General features: G+C 39.5%; 15 protein-coding genes. All 15 read right to left on the bottom strand.

All coding sequences use genetic code 11. The annotated features are described in order from the left end of the window. Positions 1 to 15 precede the first annotated feature (15 nt). The 15 genes from leuC to G602_RS0117505 all read right to left on the bottom strand — a co-directional run bounded on the left by leuC (position 16) and on the right by G602_RS0117505 (position 17,909). Complete coding sequence (gene leuC, locus G602_RS0117575; RefSeq protein ID WP_026660128.1) at positions 16 to 1,281, bottom strand: 3-isopropylmalate dehydratase large subunit; 1,266 nt, start codon at positions 1,279 to 1,281, stop codon at positions 16 to 18. A 77-nt stretch (positions 1,282 to 1,358) separates the two neighbouring features. Continuing rightward, positions 1,359 to 3,812 carry a YfhO family protein gene (locus G602_RS0117570; protein WP_026660127.1) on the bottom strand — a complete coding sequence of 818 codons (2,454 nt, stop codon included), beginning with the start codon at positions 3,810 to 3,812 and terminating at the stop codon, positions 1,359 to 1,361. Between the two features lie 45 nt (positions 3,813 to 3,857). Continuing rightward, entirely contained in the window at positions 3,858 to 4,886 is a 1,029-nt protein-coding gene (gene ilvC, locus G602_RS0117565) for a ketol-acid reductoisomerase (RefSeq protein ID WP_026660126.1), read from the bottom strand. Positions 4,887 to 4,962: 76 nt separating this feature from the next. Further along, complete coding sequence (gene ilvN, locus G602_RS0117560) at positions 4,963 to 5,478, bottom strand: acetolactate synthase small subunit (protein ID WP_026660125.1); 516 nt, start codon at positions 5,476 to 5,478, stop codon at positions 4,963 to 4,965. A gap of 106 nt (positions 5,479 to 5,584) precedes the next feature. Beyond that, positions 5,585 to 6,073, bottom strand: coding sequence for an acetolactate synthase small subunit (gene ilvN / locus G602_RS0117555; protein ID WP_026660124.1), 489 nt, complete (start codon positions 6,071 to 6,073; stop codon positions 5,585 to 5,587). Between the two features lie 168 nt (positions 6,074 to 6,241). Beyond that, the gene (gene ilvB, locus G602_RS0117550; protein ID WP_026660123.1) at positions 6,242 to 7,876 is read right to left on the bottom strand and encodes a biosynthetic-type acetolactate synthase large subunit; all 1,635 of its coding nucleotides are present in this window, start codon (positions 7,874 to 7,876) and stop codon (positions 6,242 to 6,244) included. A gap of 200 nt (positions 7,877 to 8,076) precedes the next feature. Beyond that, on the bottom strand, positions 8,077 to 10,671 hold the full coding sequence (locus G602_RS0117545; RefSeq protein ID WP_026660122.1) for a homocysteine S-methyltransferase family protein: 2,595 nt from the start codon (positions 10,669 to 10,671) through the stop codon (positions 8,077 to 8,079). Between the two features lie 27 nt (positions 10,672 to 10,698). Beyond that, positions 10,699 to 11,781, bottom strand: coding sequence for an acyltransferase family protein (locus tag G602_RS0117540; RefSeq protein WP_026660120.1), 1,083 nt, complete (start codon positions 11,779 to 11,781; stop codon positions 10,699 to 10,701). Between the two features lie 37 nt (positions 11,782 to 11,818). Further along, positions 11,819 to 12,244 carry an ATP synthase F1 subunit epsilon gene (gene atpC, locus G602_RS0117535; RefSeq protein ID WP_026660119.1) on the bottom strand — a complete coding sequence of 142 codons (426 nt, stop codon included), beginning with the start codon at positions 12,242 to 12,244 and terminating at the stop codon, positions 11,819 to 11,821. A 26-nt stretch (positions 12,245 to 12,270) separates the two neighbouring features. After that, positions 12,271 to 13,677: a F0F1 ATP synthase subunit beta gene (gene atpD, locus G602_RS0117530; protein WP_026660118.1), complete on the bottom strand. Its 1,407-nt coding sequence runs from the start codon at positions 13,675 to 13,677 to the stop codon at positions 12,271 to 12,273. 12 nt (positions 13,678 to 13,689) lie between these two features. Continuing rightward, positions 13,690 to 14,622, bottom strand: a complete 933-nt coding sequence (gene atpG / locus G602_RS0117525; protein ID WP_026660117.1) for an ATP synthase F1 subunit gamma — start codon at positions 14,620 to 14,622, stop codon at positions 13,690 to 13,692. A gap of 11 nt (positions 14,623 to 14,633) precedes the next feature. Further along, a complete protein-coding gene (gene atpA, locus G602_RS27320; RefSeq protein WP_044932682.1) occupies positions 14,634 to 16,433 on the bottom strand; it encodes a F0F1 ATP synthase subunit alpha in 1,800 nt (599 codons plus the stop codon). A gap of 23 nt (positions 16,434 to 16,456) precedes the next feature. Continuing rightward, on the bottom strand, positions 16,457 to 16,948 hold the full coding sequence (locus tag G602_RS0117515) for an ATP synthase F0 subunit B (protein WP_026660116.1): 492 nt from the start codon (positions 16,946 to 16,948) through the stop codon (positions 16,457 to 16,459). A gap of 22 nt (positions 16,949 to 16,970) precedes the next feature. Continuing rightward, a complete protein-coding gene (gene atpE / locus G602_RS0117510; RefSeq protein ID WP_026660115.1) occupies positions 16,971 to 17,186 on the bottom strand; it encodes an ATP synthase F0 subunit C in 216 nt (71 codons plus the stop codon). 39 nt (positions 17,187 to 17,225) lie between these two features. Continuing rightward, positions 17,226 to 17,909 carry a F0F1 ATP synthase subunit A gene (locus G602_RS0117505; protein ID WP_026660114.1) on the bottom strand — a complete coding sequence of 228 codons (684 nt, stop codon included), beginning with the start codon at positions 17,907 to 17,909 and terminating at the stop codon, positions 17,226 to 17,228. Between the last annotated feature and the right edge of the window lie 62 nt (positions 17,910 to 17,971).

The following is a 17,971-nucleotide window of genomic DNA, read 5'->3' as shown; positions in this document are numbered from 1 at the left end:
TTCCTCTGTTGTTAATCATAAGTCTGAAGGCTGTGAAAGCTTGCCTGTAACCGCACTTGCAGCTGCAACGGCAGGTGAAGCAAGATAAATCTCTGAGTCTGTAGCTCCCATTCTGCCTACAAAGTTCCTGTTTGTTGTCGATACGCATCTCTCTCCGGATGCAAGGATGCCCATATAACCTCCAAGGCATGGTCCGCAGGTAGGCGTAGAAACAACAGCACCTGCTTCGATAAATATCTTAAGAAGACCTTCATCCATAGCCTGCATATAAATAGCCTGAGTTGCAGGAATAATTATACATCTTATGCCCTCAGCAACCTTACGGCCTTTAAGCACCTTAGCCGCCATTCGGATATCATCAATTCTTCCGTTTGTACAGGATCCGATAACAACCTGATCAATTTTAATATCATCAATATCATCAAATGTATGTGTGTTTTCAGGAAGATGCGGGAATGCCACAGTTGACTTTAATGCAGATAAATCAATAGTGTATTCCTCATCATATTCAGCATCGGGATCAGCCTCAAAGATCTTATATTCTTTACCGGGAGCATGCTCCTTAAGATACTCTATTGCTTTTTCATCAACAGGGAATATTCCGTTTTTTCCACCTGCTTCAATTGCCATATTTGCAATTGTAAATCTGTCATCCATTGAAAGCTCTTTTACACCTTCTCCGGTAAACTCCATAGATTTATATAAAGCACCGTCAACACCTATCATACCAATGATATGAAGGATAACATCCTTACCACTGACGTACTCATTAAGCTTCCCTGTCAAATTGAACTTTATGGCAGAGGGAACCTTAAACCATGCTTTTCCAGTTGCCATTCCCGCAGCCATGTCGGTTGAACCCACGCCGGTACTGAATGCTCCAAGTGCACCATAGGTACAGGTATGAGAATCGGCTCCTATAATTAAATCTCCCGGAACGGTAAGGCCTTTTTCAGGTAAAAGAGCATGCTCTATTCCCATCTGACCAACTTCAAAATAGTTGGTGATTGAATTTCGCTTTGCAAATTCGCGAACGCACTTACAGTTTTCAGCAGATTTAATATCCTTATTGGGAACAAAATGATCCGGTACAAGGGCAATCTTATCTTTGTTAAATACACCCTTGGAATTAAATTTTTCCATTTCCTTGATGGCTACAGGACTTGTTATATCATTACCGAGTACAAGATCAAGATCTGCTTCTATAAGCTGTCCTGCCTTCACCTCAGAAAGTCCCGCATGTGCTGCCAGAATCTTCTGGCTCATAGTCATACCTGCCATTTACAATCACTCCTCACCTTTCCTAAAACATTCATCATTTGTATCTTTTGTATATATCCTGAATAAACATACCATATTTAGCGATTTTTGTAAAAATGATGAAACGATAAATACGCGCAAATAATCACAACTCCGACAACACTTAAAACTATTCCCGGATAAAAACCATATGGTCTGTAATCAGTCCTTATTTCATGTACTCCTGCCGGAATTCTTATGGCTATCATTCCATAATCCGCTGTAATAATATCAGCTTTCTTTCCATCAACAAAAAGCTTAAAGCCTTTCATGCAGGGAACTGAAAAGAACATGATCTTATCCTCTAACAGATTACTTGTCATAGCGTAAAATCCCTTTGTATCGATTTTAAATTTTTTGCAGGAAGTATCTGTTCTATCCATACAGTTATTTTGAAATACATCCAAAGGAAGCTCATTCTGATAGTATTCAGATGATAATTCCTTTATTATATCACTGTTATTTTCAGCATCTTCATCCTTTAAAATAACAGCAACCGATAAAAGTCTGTCCTTTAATTCGACATCTTCAATTTCTTCCCAATCAGATTCTTTTATACAGTAATCATAGGTAAATCCCATTGGAATATAATTAATATTTCTGTATATATCTATTCCATTCTGAGAATCCTGTAAAAAGAAACCGTTTATTCCACCTTCGGTTTCAAAAAAGCCTTCATCATTTATGAGCGAATTCTCAAAATAATATTTGTTTGAAAGAATTGCCCTAAGGCCTATGCGATTCTGCGGAATAATTGTCTCAACAGTCCTCTCGATTTCAGCTGTTCCGTATAAAAAATCAAATGTTTCGGAAGGAATTGTACTTATGAAGCTATGAAGTGAACCATACCCCCAGAACATATCATAATTGGTTGCCGTTCTATCTGTCTCTGTTCTGAAAAATTCATCTTCGTCATTAAGAACAGGCGCAGTGTTTAACATCTGTTCTTCCCATTCTTTTTTCCCAAAATCATTTATAAGCCCGCTTCCGTTTTTTATAACGATATGGAGTGAGATAATTGAAGCAATCATCGTCAAAAAAAGCATTATTTCCACTCTCATAACAGGCTTATTAAAAGTAATAATAGTTTTATCCAAACCGGGAATTGTAAGCTTACGTGTACACTTAGGAACAACAAAAACAGCTATAATAAGCATAACCATAATAACTGATGTTCCGATAACATCACGCCAGTATATATGTTCATTTAAAATCAGTCCGTTCATTACCACATCACCATTCTCATTATAAGAAGGAAGCATTGATATCAGGACTATAAGAATAAACAACATACATGTTAATAGCGTTCCTTTTTTCAGTTCCTTTGAAGCACCTCGTTCTACTGCCTTCGCAGTCATCATTACCATTATCAGAATAGGCATATAAAACCATCGGGCATAATAATTCTGATTAAAAAGTGAATAAGCAGAATTAAGAATAGGAACAAAGGCCATTACCAGACATATAATAATAAGCCGCTTATGTACATCCTTCCTGTTTTTATTCATAAAAAAATATGTAAAAACTCCCGAAAGCCCAAAAAGCGGTAAAAAAACAGCAAGCGATGCATTTTTAACGGCATCTGTATAAAATACGGTTCCCTTTCCGATAATATCAGGAATCATGACCATGCTTTTTATAATATCCCAAAGCATATTCATGCTCTTATATGAGACTGTATCATATCCAATAAGGACCTTGGAAATCCGGCTGTTTCCGGAAACTCCGAGAATTGCCTGAAGAATATAAAAGCCACCGATAAGGACACCTGTTATACCGCCGCATAACGCCCTTATAAACATTCTAAATATGTGTCCTTTTCTGTTTCCCGGAACATAGCAGGTAAAAAAATAAATAATCAGAAACACTACCTGTCCGAAGAAAAAATAATAATTTATCACAGCCATAAGTGTCGTCATAAGTGAAAAGAAAACAAACCTTTTCCCACCGGGAATAAAGAGCCAGTGGTCCTTATGATGATCTATTTCCATCAGCAATTCAAAGGAAAGCAGATAAAGAGGAAAAAATGCAACCGCATCCGTAAAATGATTGAACACAATATTACATGCATTAAACCCGGAAAAGGCATATAAGAAAGCTCCAATCATAGCTGATTCATCACGAATCACTTTTCTTCTAAGATATGCATATGCAGTCATCGAGCATACACCATATTTAAGTGCCATCAGAAAAGGCATCATATACGGAATTGCAGTCTCAGGGAACGGAACAGTCATCCAGAAAAAAGGACTTCCCAGAAGATAAAAAGAAAAACTGCCTATAAGAGAGCCACCTAAATCCATATTCCACAAATAAAACAGATTACCGCTTCTTACAGCCCTATGTGCAATAGTATAAAAAGGAATCTGCTGGACATTATAATCTCCATAATAGAAAAACGGCATGCCCCTTGAAACAAAGAAAGGCACCACCGCTACCATATACATAATAATGGAAAGAATCAAAAGCGTAAACAATCTTACCCGTAATGGCTTCTTACTGTAATACTCCATAATCTTCAAAAATGAGCTGCCGCTATGCGGCAGCTCTCCTTTTCATTAGTTATTGATAAGCTTATCGCTTTCATTATTCCAGCTGTAAAGCTTTCTGATCTCTGCTCCAACCTGTTCAGCGGGATGCTCAGCTGCAAGCTTTCTCATAGCCTGGAAGTGTACCTGTCCGCCTGCCTCGCTCATATCAAGCAGGAACTCTTTTGCAAATGTACCATCCTGGATATCTGAAAGTATCTTCTTCATTGCTTTCTTAGTTTCTTCTGTAACAATCTTAGGTCCTGTTACATAATCACCATACTCAGCAGTATTTGAAATTGAATATCTCATTCCTGCAAAGCCTGACTGATAGATGAGGTCAACAATAAGCTTCATCTCGTGTACGCACTCAAAGTATGCGTTTCTGGGATCATAGCCTGCCTCAACAAGAGTCTCGAAACCAGCCTGCATAAGTGCACAAACACCACCGCAAAGAACTGCCTGCTCACCAAAGAGGTCTGTCTCAGTCTCTGTTCTGAAGGTTGTCTCAAGGATACCTGCTCTTGCACCACCGATACCTGCACCATAAGCAAGTGCCTTATCAAGTGCCTTACCTGTAGCATCCTGATATACAGCTACAAGACAAGGTGTTCCTTTTCCAGCCTGATACTCAGATCTTACTGTGTGACCGGGAGCCTTGGGAGCAATCATTGTAACATCGACATCCTTCGGAGGCTGAATAAGGCCGAAGTGAATGTTGAAACCATGAGCAAACATAAGCATATTGCCAGCCTCAAGGTTGGGCTCAATGTCCTCTTTATACATCTTAGCCTGCTTCTCATCGTTGATAAGAATCATAATCACATCAGCCATCTTAGCAGCTTCAGCTGTGTTATATACTTTAAGTCCCTGTGCCTCCGCCTTAGCCTTGCTCTTAGATCCCTCGTAGAGACCAATAATGACGTTGCAACCAGACTCCTTAAGGTTAAGTGCATGCGCATGACCCTGTGAACCATAGCCTATAATCGCAATTGTCTTACCCTCTAAAAGTGAAAGATTACAATCTTCCTGATAGAAAATACGTGCTTCCTGTGACATGTTTCTTACCTCCGTAATAATAAAAATTGTATATAGCAACGAAAACCAATCAGTATTGAATTTCCGAAGTTATCCTTTACATATTCTGTAATTCCTCAATGGAAATCACTTTATCAGTACCTCTTCCGAGACCGGCAATTCCGGTTCTCGCAAGTTCCAATATTTCCCTGCCCTCCAGCATTCTGAGGAGCGCGTCAACCTTGGACTGATTACCTGTAATCTCAATAATAAGAGACTCGGGTGTAACATCAATAATATTAGCCCTGAAAATGTTTACTATGGATATAAGGCTCTCGCGCTCTTTCTCATCAGCGCGAACCTTTACCAATGCAAGTTCTCTGTAAACACTCTCTTCAGGCTCAAGTTCATGTATATCCCTGACATCAATGAGCTTACTAAGCTGTTTCTCAATCTGGTCAAGGATCACATCATCACCTGATGTAACTATTGTTATTCTGGTAAAATTGGGATCTGCTGTAGTTCCGGCTGTAATACTCTCGATATTATAACCTCTTCTTGCAAACAAGCCTGAAATCCTTGTTAAAACGCCGGATGTATTATCTACAAGTAATTGAAAGACTTTTCTCTTCATACCACTCCAAATAAATGTAAATTAATCTAATATCTTCAAATTTTATTCGCTTTTAATTATAAAGTCAATAAAATACTTTTATTATTTAAAACTTTAAAGGGATAAATTATTTATCTCCTTCGTTGCATTTAGTAAGTGCAACTGTTCCAGTCCGTGCCATTTCCACAATAGAGACAGTTCTAAGCATCTCGATAAATACTTCAACTCTTTCAGGGGTATCACAAATCTGAATTATCATCATGTTTCTGCTCATATCAACGATCTGAGCCTTCATGATGTCGCAGTTTTCCATGATATCTCTTCTGTTTTCACGGTTGTATCGTACCTTTATAAGAGTAAGCTCACGACATATGCTCATACTTTCCTTAAAGGTTTTAACCTTTATAACGTCAAGCTTTTTATTTAACTGCTTTTCTATCTGTTCGATAGTTCTCTCATCACCGCTTGAAACAATTGTCATGCAGGATACATCCTTTGAATTTGTCTCACCAACGACAAGAGAATCAATATTAAAATTTCGTCTTGAAAACAGACCGGCTACCTTTGAAAGAACGCCGGCATGGTTCTCAACCAAAACAGAATATATTCGTTTCATTTTTTAGCCTCCCAGGACGCCGTCACAAATATATATTTCATCTGCGCCTCGTTACGCTTCGCGTATAATCGGCACATTTGAAATATATATTTATTCCGGCTGTGTATTGGATAAATATACAGATAAAAATTCAACTCATCTGTGTTCAATGATTGATTTCACAGCCTATCACTTTGCGAGGTCCATGGGGTCGACTACTACTTCGCAAAGGACGCATTCATCGTTTTGGACCAGTTCGTCAATCAGTTTGTTTGCTTCCTCCTGTGAAGAGGCACGAAGGTACTTCATGTCATAGGCTTCAGCGATTTTATCGAGTTTTGGTGTATTGTGAAGTACAACCATGTTATATCTGTCATTCAATGCATAATGCTGGTATTCACGAACCATTCCCAAAAATCCGTTAGTAAATACAATTATTCCTACATTCATTCCGTGCTGGCGTATGGTTGAGAGCTCCATCATGGACATCTGGAAAGCTCCATCACCCATTACAGCAACAACCTTTTTCTTGGGATCTGCATATTTAGCGCCAAAGGCTGCAGGAATTGAATACCCCATGGTTCCCATTCCACCTGATGTAAGAAATCTGCCGTCTCTTACAAGATGCCATCTGCAGGACCAAATCTGATTTTGTCCCACGTCAGCAACATAAATCGCATCTGATGGAAGCTTGCGGGACAGATTCTGCAAAAACGGCATGGGATCCACGTACTTTGTAGTATCAATAACAGGTCTGATTTCAACCATCTCCTGCTTATATTTTTTCAGTGTATTGATCCATTCGGTTCTCTCGTGGATAAGGTCAACCTCATCCTCATATTCATTTATTTTCTTAAAAATGTGCTTTATGTCACCTACAAGAGGAATTGTGGGACCTACGTTTTTTCCTATCTCAGCGGGATCAACATCAATATGAATAAGAACCTTATTCTCTGTTATCAGATCCGGCCTGTTTACTGCACGATCAGCGACACGTGCTCCTACCATAAGAAGCAGATCGGATTCATTAAGTGCCCTGTTGGCGCACGGTCTTCCGTTATTGCCGACCATTCCGAAATAATACGGGTCTTCCGATGCCATCACTCCAATTCCCATCATGGTTGATACAACAGGAATGCAGTTATCCTTTACAAATTTTCTTATTTCCAATGCGGCTCCGGAGAGATGAACGCCACCGCCAACACAAATAATAGGACGCTTAGCCTGCGCAACTTCTTTTACAACCTTTTTTATCTGAGCGGCATTACCCTCTACCGTAGGCTTATAGGTTCTCATATTAACCTTGTCAGGATAAGCAAACTTGCTGATCTCCGCCTGTTGAATATCTATCGGAATATCGATTAATACAGGTCCTTTTCTTCCTGTACTGGCTATATGAAAAGCTTCTTTAAATATTCTTGGAATATCATTTACATTACGTATAAGATAGCTGTATTTTACAAACGATTCAGCTGCACCTGTAATATCAGCCTCCTGAAATACATCACTTCCGATCAGTTCTGAATTAACCTGACCGGTGATACATACAAGTGGTATACTGTCCGCATAAGCAGTTGCAATACCTGTTATAAGATTTGTGGCACCGGGTCCGCTTGTAACAGCACACACTCCTACTTCTCCGCTTATTCTCGCGTATCCGCTTGCCATATGTGCTGCATTCTGTTCAGTTCTGACAAGTATCTGTTTTACCTTTGTATCACCAAGAGCATCATAAAAGGGTGCGATAGCCACTCCCGAATAGCCATATACAATCTTTACCTTTTCTTCTTCAAGGCATTTAACAATTGCCTGTGCTCCATTCATATGCAATCCTCCAGTATTTATGTTAGCCGGGTGTTAACCGGACGCTCTGAGGAAATATATATTTTATTCGCGCCTCGTTACGCTTCGCGTATAATCGGCGCTCTTAAAACATATATTTCCTCAGAGCTGTGTGTAGATTAAATCACGAATAATCATATAAATATTATCGCATTTATATGATGTATGTGTCAAAGATACAATCATAGATTCTTAATAATATTTTTTACTACGATGACGCAGTTGGCGGCGTCGGAGGAGTATCCGTCCGCACCGATTTCCCATGCATAGTCTTCTGTTACAACAGCCCCGCCTATGAGTATTTTAGCGTCGCAGTTTTTCTCTTTTGAAAGCTTTACAACATTTTTCATTTCCTGCATGGTAGTTGTCATAAGCGCTGAGAGGCAAATTATCTTTGCATTTTCTGCTATAGCTGTATCTACTATCTTTTCACTTGGAACATCCTTTCCAAGATCAATTACGTTAAAGCCATGATTTTTCAGCATAAGTGCCACAAGGTTTTTGCCAATGTCGTGGATGTCTCCATGTACAGTAGCAATTACTATAGTATCCTTATCTTTTGCTCCTTCTTCATCGCCTTCCTTTAATAAAGGTTCAAGCTTTGCAATGCTAAGCTTCATAGCTTCGGCACTAGCTATGAGCTGAGGAAGGAAGTATTTACCTTTATCAAAAAGGTCACCAACTTCATTTATGGCCGGCATAAGGTATTCGTTTAATAAGACCTTGGGTTCACAACCTGCATCTACAGCTTCCAGAGTATCCTTTTCAATTGTCCTTTTTGAACCCTTCATTACATCAGTCTTTATCTTGTTATAAAATACTGTCTTTACATCAGAAAGCTCTTCTTTTATCAGAGAATCTGATACATTAACATTTCCGTTTTCCTTGTTATCCGAATCAGAACCTGCTTTAGCAGAATTTGTACCTGCTGAAGCATCAGGAGCCATCGCTACAAGCTTTTGGCCTTTAGGGACACATGTAACCTGGACATTCATCCCATCATACCTTCCCATCCTCTCGATATAACGAAGATCAGCTTCCTCCTTATGCCTTAACAGATCGGACGCAAAAGCACTGTTTACGAGAAGCTCCTGAGAAGGATTGCATATGGCCATAGTAAGACCACTCCCTATTGCCATTGTAAGAAATGCAGTATTTATAAATGCTCTTTGCGGAAGTCCGAAAGAAATATTGGATAATCCGCAGATTGTTGCAAGTCCATGTTCCTTGCAATAGCTTATTGTGGATAAGGTTTCAAGCGCAGCATCAGGATTTGCTCCGATTGTTGCAACAAGACCGTCCACAACTATATCTTCCTTATTTAATCCGAATTCATATGCTTTACTGCATAAAGTTTCTATAAACTCGTGCTTTTCCTTAAGACTTCCGGGCAATCCCTTTGGGCCTACGGGAAGCGCTATGAACATAGCACCATATTTTTTTGCCAGAGGAATGAATCTCTCAGCCTTGTCCTTTTCCAGAGAAATAGAATTTATGAGTGCACGACCCGGGTACTTACGAAGCGCCATTTCCATGGTAGCTTCATCACTTGTGTCTATGCAAAGAGGAAGTGATGTAAGTGGAATAATTTCATCAAGAACATCGCTCATCATCTGTTTTTCATCAATACCACTCATACCGACGTTGACATCAAGAATTGTTGCACCGTCCTCTTCCTGCTGTGATACAAAATCGCATACCATATCGAGATTACCCTCGCGAAGCTGCGCCTGAAGCTTCTTCTTTCCGGTAGGATTTATACGTTCTCCGACTATCATAAAAGGATCGTTAAGGCCAAAGGCAACCGTCTTACGTTCACTGGTAAGAAAACGCAAGCCGTCAGGCTTTCTTGTAAAAGAGGATCCATCAGCTTTAATCAATTCATTGGATGAGATTGTATAATCCGCATATTTTTCGTGTATGCCTCTGATATAATCCGGAGTAGTTCCGCAGCACCCACCTATAATTGTAGCTCCTGCCTTTATAAGCTTCTCCATCTCTGCAACAAAGGTATCACAGTCCATATCATACTCGGTTGATCCATCTTCGGTGACAACCGGAAGCCCGGCATTAGGCTTGGCAATAATAGGAATAGATGTCACTGATGCCATATCTGCAATAATGTCCACCATATTATCAGGTCCGGTACCACAGTTTGCTCCTACTGCAGCTGCTCCAAGAGACTCCATTACTATAGCTGCAGTTTTTGCATCTGTTCCAAATAAAGTTCTTCCATCACCTTCGAAGGTAAGCGTAACAATAACAGCAATATCGGAAACTTCCTTGGCTGCAATAAGTGCTGCCCTGCATTCCTGAAGGCTCATCATGGTCTCAACTACGAGAATGTCACATCCGGCATTGTCAAGGATTCTGATTTGTTCCTTATATACATCAATAAGCTCCTCAAAATCCAAATCACCCATTGGCTTAAGCTGCCTTCCGGTCATGGTTATATCGCCCGCAACAAGTGCCTTTCCGTTAGCACTTTCTTTCGCCAGCGTTACAAGACTGTTATTTATTTCTCCAATTCTGTTTTCCAAACCAAAGTTCTTTAGCTTTATTCTATTTCCTGTAAAAGTAGGCGCATAAATAATATCACTCCCTGCTTCCACATAGCTTGTCTGAAGATTCTTTATGGTATCCGGATTTTCAAGAATCCATTCCTCGGTACATGCACCTGCTGGCAGACCTGCCTTCATAAGATTTGTGCCGGTAGCTCCGTCAAGAAACAGTATTCCTTTTCTTTCTATTAAGTTCCAAAAATCTTGTCTGGTCATCTATTTCTCCTAAAAACAATATGTTTCCTATTTTCTCAGATTCCTATTTGAATTAACAGTGATAAATTTACTCTTATAAATCAGTAGTGATATTAATATCGTAATGATAATCACAAAAACCGGCCTTAAATACATAAAAAGAGCATTTGCATATGCATCAGGATATGTTCTGTCGATTATAAATCCAAATAAGGAAATAATAAGAACGTGAAAATAATAAATATTCGAAGATAAATGATTGCCGGTAAATTCCAGCAACTCATTTCTTTTATTATTCGTAACCACCCCATTATTATGAACATCATGTTCTGCATTAAGCCCTACTATCAAAAGTCCGATTACAATAAAAAGAGAACCAAAATAAACTTCAACTGATCCCCATATTTTATATTCAATCAATGTCAAAAATATCCCTGTAACAACAAGTACACTCCCAAGAGTAAGCGGTTGTTTTATCTGTGTTGATGCCTTGTCCTGCTTCATCCAATATCCCAGCATGGAAAACGGTATTCCCACAAAAAGCCAGTTTCTGATTACATACCATATTGATACGCTTATACCAAATGGTCTGATGGGATAATACAGCTGTAAGAATTCACCAAAATATAAAAATGCTAGAAGAATCACTGTTAGTGGTTTGGACAAAGGCTTCATTACCGGAGCAAAAATATAGCACAGCCCGTAAACATACATAAGCGCAAAAAGATACCACATATGATCAAAAGCATAGGTAAAGTCGTATATAATTTTTCCGGAATTAAACAGAATTAATCTACTAAACTCGAAGGTATTGAACTTTTCATTGAACCAGGCTGCAGCACCATAGTCTTTAGCCATAGCATAGATAAAAGAATATATGGTATATATAAGCCAGATTTTCAGGGTTATTATCCCAGTTTTTTTAAGCTTTCTCAATAATCCTTTACGCATTTCGGGAATTTCATCAGATTTCCCTGCCAGATAAACTCCCGCAATAGCAAAAAACATCGGCACACCAAAGCGTGCCAATGCTTCAAACAAATCCCCAATAACAGAGGGAAATTTACAATGAATAAGGATTACGAGAATACATGCAACTGCTTTAATCTTATCAAATGTCTTATTTCTCATCTGATACCCTGTCATTTTTTATTTTTTTTGCAAAACATCAATCAATACCATAATCAGCTGAGTTCTTAAGACGGGATAATGCCCTCGCCATAGCAGCCTGAGCTGAGTAGTATTCCTTAATTGAATTATTTTGTCTCATTTCTTCTTCTGCTCTCTCCAGAGCTCTCTGCGCTCTTATCCTGTCGATATCTTCAGGTTTTTCACATGTATCAACAAGCACAATTACTCTGTTATTGGCAATCTGAGCAGAGCCAATGCCAACAATAGCCTCTATTTTGTCTCCGATGGCATCCCTTATTATCATCTTACCATTATAAATGGCCAGCACCATCTCTTCATGATTGGCAAGTATGGCAAACTCACCATCTATGCAAGGCAAGATTATTTCAGAAGCTCTGTCATCAAAGAAGACACCATTTATTGACATAACCTGTAATCTAAAGGTCTTCCTTTCCTGTGGCACTTTAAATCTCCTTTACATCAAAGGCATTATTCCGTTATAGCGCCTTCAAGCTTTTTAGCTTTTTCTTTTACTTCTTCTATTGTTCCTACATTGAAAAATGCAGCCTCGGGATAATCATCCATTTTACCCTCAATTATCATCTTAAAGCCCTTAACAGTCTCTTTAAGCGGGACATACACTCCCTTTACGCCGGTAAAGTTCTCAGCTACATGGAAAGGCTGTGAAAGGAATCTTTGTATTTTTCGTGCTCTGAAAACAGTAAGCTTATCCTCTTCACCAAGCTCATCCATACCAAGAATTGCAATGATATCCTGAAGTTCTTTATACTTCTGGAGCATTTCCTGAACCTTGGTTGCAACATAGTAATGCTCTTCACCTACAACATCCGCTTCAAGAATTCTGCTTGAAGATTCCAGCGGATCAACAGCAGGATAAATCCCCTGCTCAACAATCTTACGTGATAGAACCGTAGTTGCATCAAGGTGCGCAAATGTCGTTGCAGGTGCAGGATCAGTAAGATCATCTGCAGGAACATAAACGGCCTGCACAGATGTAACAGAGCCTGCTTTTGTAGAAGCAATTCTCTCCTGAAGCTGTCCCAGATCAGTAGCAAGTGTAGGCTGATATCCTACAGCAGAGGGCATACGTCCAAGAAGTGATGAAACCTCAGAGCCTGCCTGAACAAAACGGAAAATATTATCTATGAAAAGAAGCACATCCTGCCTCTCTCTGTCTCTGAAATACTCAGCCATGGTAAGTCCGGTCTCAGCAACTCTCATTCTTGCTCCCGGAGGCTCATTCATCTGTCCGAAAACAAGTGCCGTTTTTTCCAAAACGCCTGATTCTTTCATCTCAGTCCAGAGATCGTTACCCTCACGGGATCTTTCTCCTACACCTGTAAAAATTGAATAACCACCGTGTTCGGTTGCAATATTCTGTATCAGCTCCTGAATAAGCACAGTCTTACCTACACCGGCACCACCGAAAAGTCCAATTTTACCACCCTTTGCATAAGGAGCAAGAAGATCAATAACCTTTATTCCTGTTTCCAGAATCTCCGCAACAGGGCTCATGTCCTCAAGTTTAGGCGGTTCTCTGTGAATTGACCAATGCTTTTCGCCGTCAAGATTCGGACCACCATCAATAGTTTCTCCAAGGACATTAAACAATCTGCCAAGATTTTTCCTTCCCACGGGAACACTTATAGGCCCACCTGTCTGATAAACAGGCATATCCTTAGCCAGTCCTTCGCTTGCTGTCAGCATAATGCATCTTACAACATTATCGCCTATATGCTGAGCAACCTCCATGACTCCTTTTTTCTCTCCGATCTTTACCTTCAGAGAGTCGCTTATGTAGGGCAAATTAGCATTTTCAAATAAAACATCCACTACAGGTCCCATAACCTGTAGGATTTTTCCTTCATTACTCATGACTGTCCTCTTTTATTTTTTCTGCTTTGCAGCTTTTGCTGCCTTGGCTCTCTTAAGCGCCTTGGCACCACTTGCAACCTCCGTAATTTCCTGCGTTATAGCTGCCTGCCTTTGTCTGTTGTACTGTTTTTGCAGTTCGCCTATCATCGAGGTGGCATTTTTATTTGCGTTGTCCATAGCCATCATTCTGGAGTTTTGCTCAGAACAAAATGTTTCAACCAAAGCACCGTAAATAAATCCGCATATAAAATTCGGAACTATATTATCAAGAATAGCCTTTGGACTGGGCTCAAAAACAAACTCTTCGTTATATGCATCGATTATTCTATATCTGTTTCTTGCATTTTCGATTATATCAAGCGGAAGTATCTTCTCCATCTTCACTTCACTAGTCAAAGAGTTCTTCATGGAAGTGTAAACAACATACACCTCGTCTATTACTCCGTTTGTATAATCATCAATAAGAATGGATGCAATATCTCTGGCTCTGTCAAGGTTAGGATTCTGTGCAGTGTATCGGAAGTTTTCATCAATCTTCAGTCCAAGAGACGTAAAATAATGCCTTCCAAACTCACCGACAACATATAGCTTATAATTTTTAAGCTTATTGTTCTGTTTTATATGTTCTTCTGCCATTCTTACGACGTTATGATTAAACGCACCTGCAAGTCCCTTGTCAGAGGTAAGGACAAGATATCCCTTAGCTCTGTGTTCAAAGGGAATATCCTCCGTTGTCTTAAGAAAAATATCATCTACATCATCCGGAATATGTCTGGAAACTCTTGCTATCATTGCCTGTAGCGCATAGAAATAAGGCTCAGTATCTGCAAGCTGTTTCTTAGCCTTCCTAAGCTTGTTCGATGATATCATATACATCGCATTTGTAATTTTCATTGTGTCGCGAATACTTCCGATTCGATCGCGAATTTCTTTAATATTTGCCACTGAAAATCACCTTAATCTAAAACCAGTCTTTTCCTTTTGTTTTTTAGTTCCTGCTTTAAAGCTTCATTGTTGATCTTCTCGAACGCATCAGCAGTTTCAAGAATAGCCTTCCTGGTTGCATCTGATAAATCCCTGGACTTGGTAAGGTCCTCAATAATATCCTTCTTATTATCTTCAAAATACTTAAGAAGTTTATTCTTGTAATCCTTAACCTGATTAACCGGAACAAAATCAAGTTTTCCGCTGTTTGCACAAACAAGAAGAATTACCTGCTCATACATTGCATACGGCCTACCCAAAGGCTGTTTTAAAAGTTCCATAAGTACGCTTCCATGTCGAAGCTGATTCTTGGTTGTTTCATCAAGATCAGATGCAAACTGTGTAAATACAGCCATCTCTCTATACTGAGCAAGATCAATACGAATACTTCCCGCAGCCTTCTTCATAGCCTTCGTCTGGGCAGCACTACCAACACGTGATACAGACAAACCTACATTAACAGCAGGTCTCATTCCTTCGAAGAACAGATCTGATTCAAGGAAAATCTGTCCGTCAGTGATTGAAATAACATTTGTAGGAATATATGCAGAAACATCTCCTGCCTGAGTTTCAATTATGGGAAGCGCAGTAATTGAGCCTCCTCCAAGATCACTTGAAAGCTTACTTGATCTCTCAAGAAGTCTCGAATGCAGGTAGAATACATCTCCGGGATAAGCTTCTCTTCCTGGAGATCTTTCAAGCAGCAGCGATAAGGCTCTGTAAGCAACCGCATGTTTGGAAAGGTCATCATAAACAATAAGAACATCCTTTCCCATAAGCATAAAGTATTCAGCCATGGCTGTACCTGCATACGGAGCAATATACTGAAGCGGTGCACTGTCAGATGCTGTTGATGCAACTATTATGGAATATCCCATGGCACCGGCTTCCTTAAGAGTATTTATAAGTTTAGCTATAGTACTTGCTTTCTGACCAATCGCAACATAGATACATATTACATCCTTACCCTTTTGGTTCAGAATTGCATCCATTGCAATTGATGTCTTACCTGTCTGTCTGTCGCCGATAATAAGCTCACGCTGACCACGACCGATAGGAAACATTGTATCAATCGACAATATACCTGTTTCAAGGGGTTCATTAACAGAACGCCTCTCAACTATACCGGGAGCCGGTTCTTCAACAGGACGATAAACATCTGTCTTTATCTCTTCCTTGCCATCTATCGGATTACCAAGAGCGTCAATTACTCTTCCAACGAAGGCCTCTCCAACAGGAATACCTGCCTGTTTGTAAGTACGCACACACCTGCTTCCCTGTCTGATTCCTTCGTCGCTGCCGAACAGAATTACACCGATATGGTCATCACGTATATCCTGTACCATGCCTTTGGTTCCATCTTCAAAACGTACTATTTCACCATAAAAAGCATGATCAATACCGACAACATTAGCAATTCCGTCACCAACCCATATAGTTCTGCCGACCTCTTTTCCTTCAGCCTTAAGGTCAAAATTATTAACCCTGTCTCTGATTATGGAAACAAGATTCTCTGCACTTGTATTTTGTCTTTTTTTAGTTAGTTCAATAAGCTCCTTCAGCTGTCTTGTACGACCTTCATCACTCCAGTCATACTCAAAGTTGCCATAATTTACTACGAAACCACCGCTAACTTTAGGATCATGAATAATTTCTAGCTCAAGATCAGGGTTATTGAACTTTTTTGCCAGCGCCTTCTTAATCTGTTCAGCCTGTGAATCTGATGGAGCAACAGAAGAATAGCGAAGCTTTGCTTTGTTTTCGTTTATCATAAATATCAAACCTCTGATATCAGTTATTCGCTTTTCTCAATAGCCTCAAAGATAAACTTGTTATAAAGCTCCTTGTCAGTCTCCTCATCGTGCTTGGAAACAGCAATCTTATTAGCAGCATGCACAACAAGATCTGTGAGTTCTGAAACATATGCATCCTTCTCACGCTGAGCCTCAATCTGAGCATTATGCTTAGCTTCAATAATTATCTGCTCAGCCTTTTCCTTAGCATCATTTATAATGCGATCATACTCGTCATAGCCATCCTTCTTGGATTTAGCAACCATTTCATCGCATTCTTTGCCAACATCCTGAAGCTTTTTAGCATAGCTCTCCTTGAAATTTTCTGCTTCCTTTTCTTTCTTAACAGCTTCAGCTGTGGCCTGCTCAATTTCTTCTCGCCTTTTTTGAAGAACTGCATCAACTCTTTTAAACAAAAATAATCTGAACACCACATAGAGGATTAAAAGATTAATCACTGTATATACAATGTTCATTATGCTGATACTTAACACTGTAGTAATCCTCCCAAAAATATCAGGTAAATAGTATCATGATAGATACAACGAAACCATAAATAGCTGTAGCCTCTGCAAGTGCACAACCAAGAAGCAGGAGCTTCATGATCTTTCCATCTGCTTCAGGCTGTCTTGCAACGGCATCAACTGCCTTGGCTGTAGCTATACCAATACCGATACCTGCTCCAATTCCTGTAAATGCTGCAATCGCAGCACCTATTGCTGTTAAACTCATATATATTTCCTCCTTAATTATTCTTAAAAACCTCATTTATTATTCAATGGCTTCCTTTATATACAGAGATGTAAGGAATACAAATACATATGCCTGTATCAAGCCATCAAAAATATCAAAATAAACCGAAAACGCGGCAGGAACAACTACCGGAACAGCCATTTTGAGCAGTTCCATAATAACCGTCGCACCGATGACATTACCGAAAAGTCGCATGCAAAGAGAAAGAGGTCTTATTGCAAGCTCTAAGATATTCATCGGAGTAACAATAGCCATTGGCTGTGAAAAGCCCTTAAGCCATTTTCCGAATCCCTTTTCTATAATGCCGGCAGCCTCAACAAGTACAATACTTGTAAGTGCAAGAGCCAATGTAACGTTCAGATCCATAGTAGCCGGAGTAAATCCGAAAAGCCCAACCAGATTGGATGCTCCGATAAACACTAATACAACCGCCATAAAATCTCTGTATTTATAGCCTTCCTCTCCGAGCATTCCTCCCGTTATCCCTCGAAGTCCGTCTACAATCGATTCTGCAACAAGCTGTTTTGTCCTTATGTCATGAAGCTTCATATTACTTGTTAAGAAAATCAGAGTAAGGGCCAATACAGCGATTACACCCCAGGTCACAACAACTGACTTATTAATATCAAAAAAGCCGTTCATAAAGTCAAAGTGTATAAGCACTTTATCCTCTAGTAACAGCTCTTTTAAAAGTCCACCAATATCCATAATAATACCGTCCCTGAAAAGCATTTTCTATATTAAACATATATTATTATACTTCC

Origin of the sequence: Butyrivibrio sp. AC2005 (genome assembly GCF_000424145.1) — a bacterium.
Classification (GTDB): domain Bacteria; phylum Bacillota; class Clostridia; order Lachnospirales; family Lachnospiraceae; genus Butyrivibrio.
This window is presented reverse-complemented; position numbering and strand designations above follow the sequence as displayed.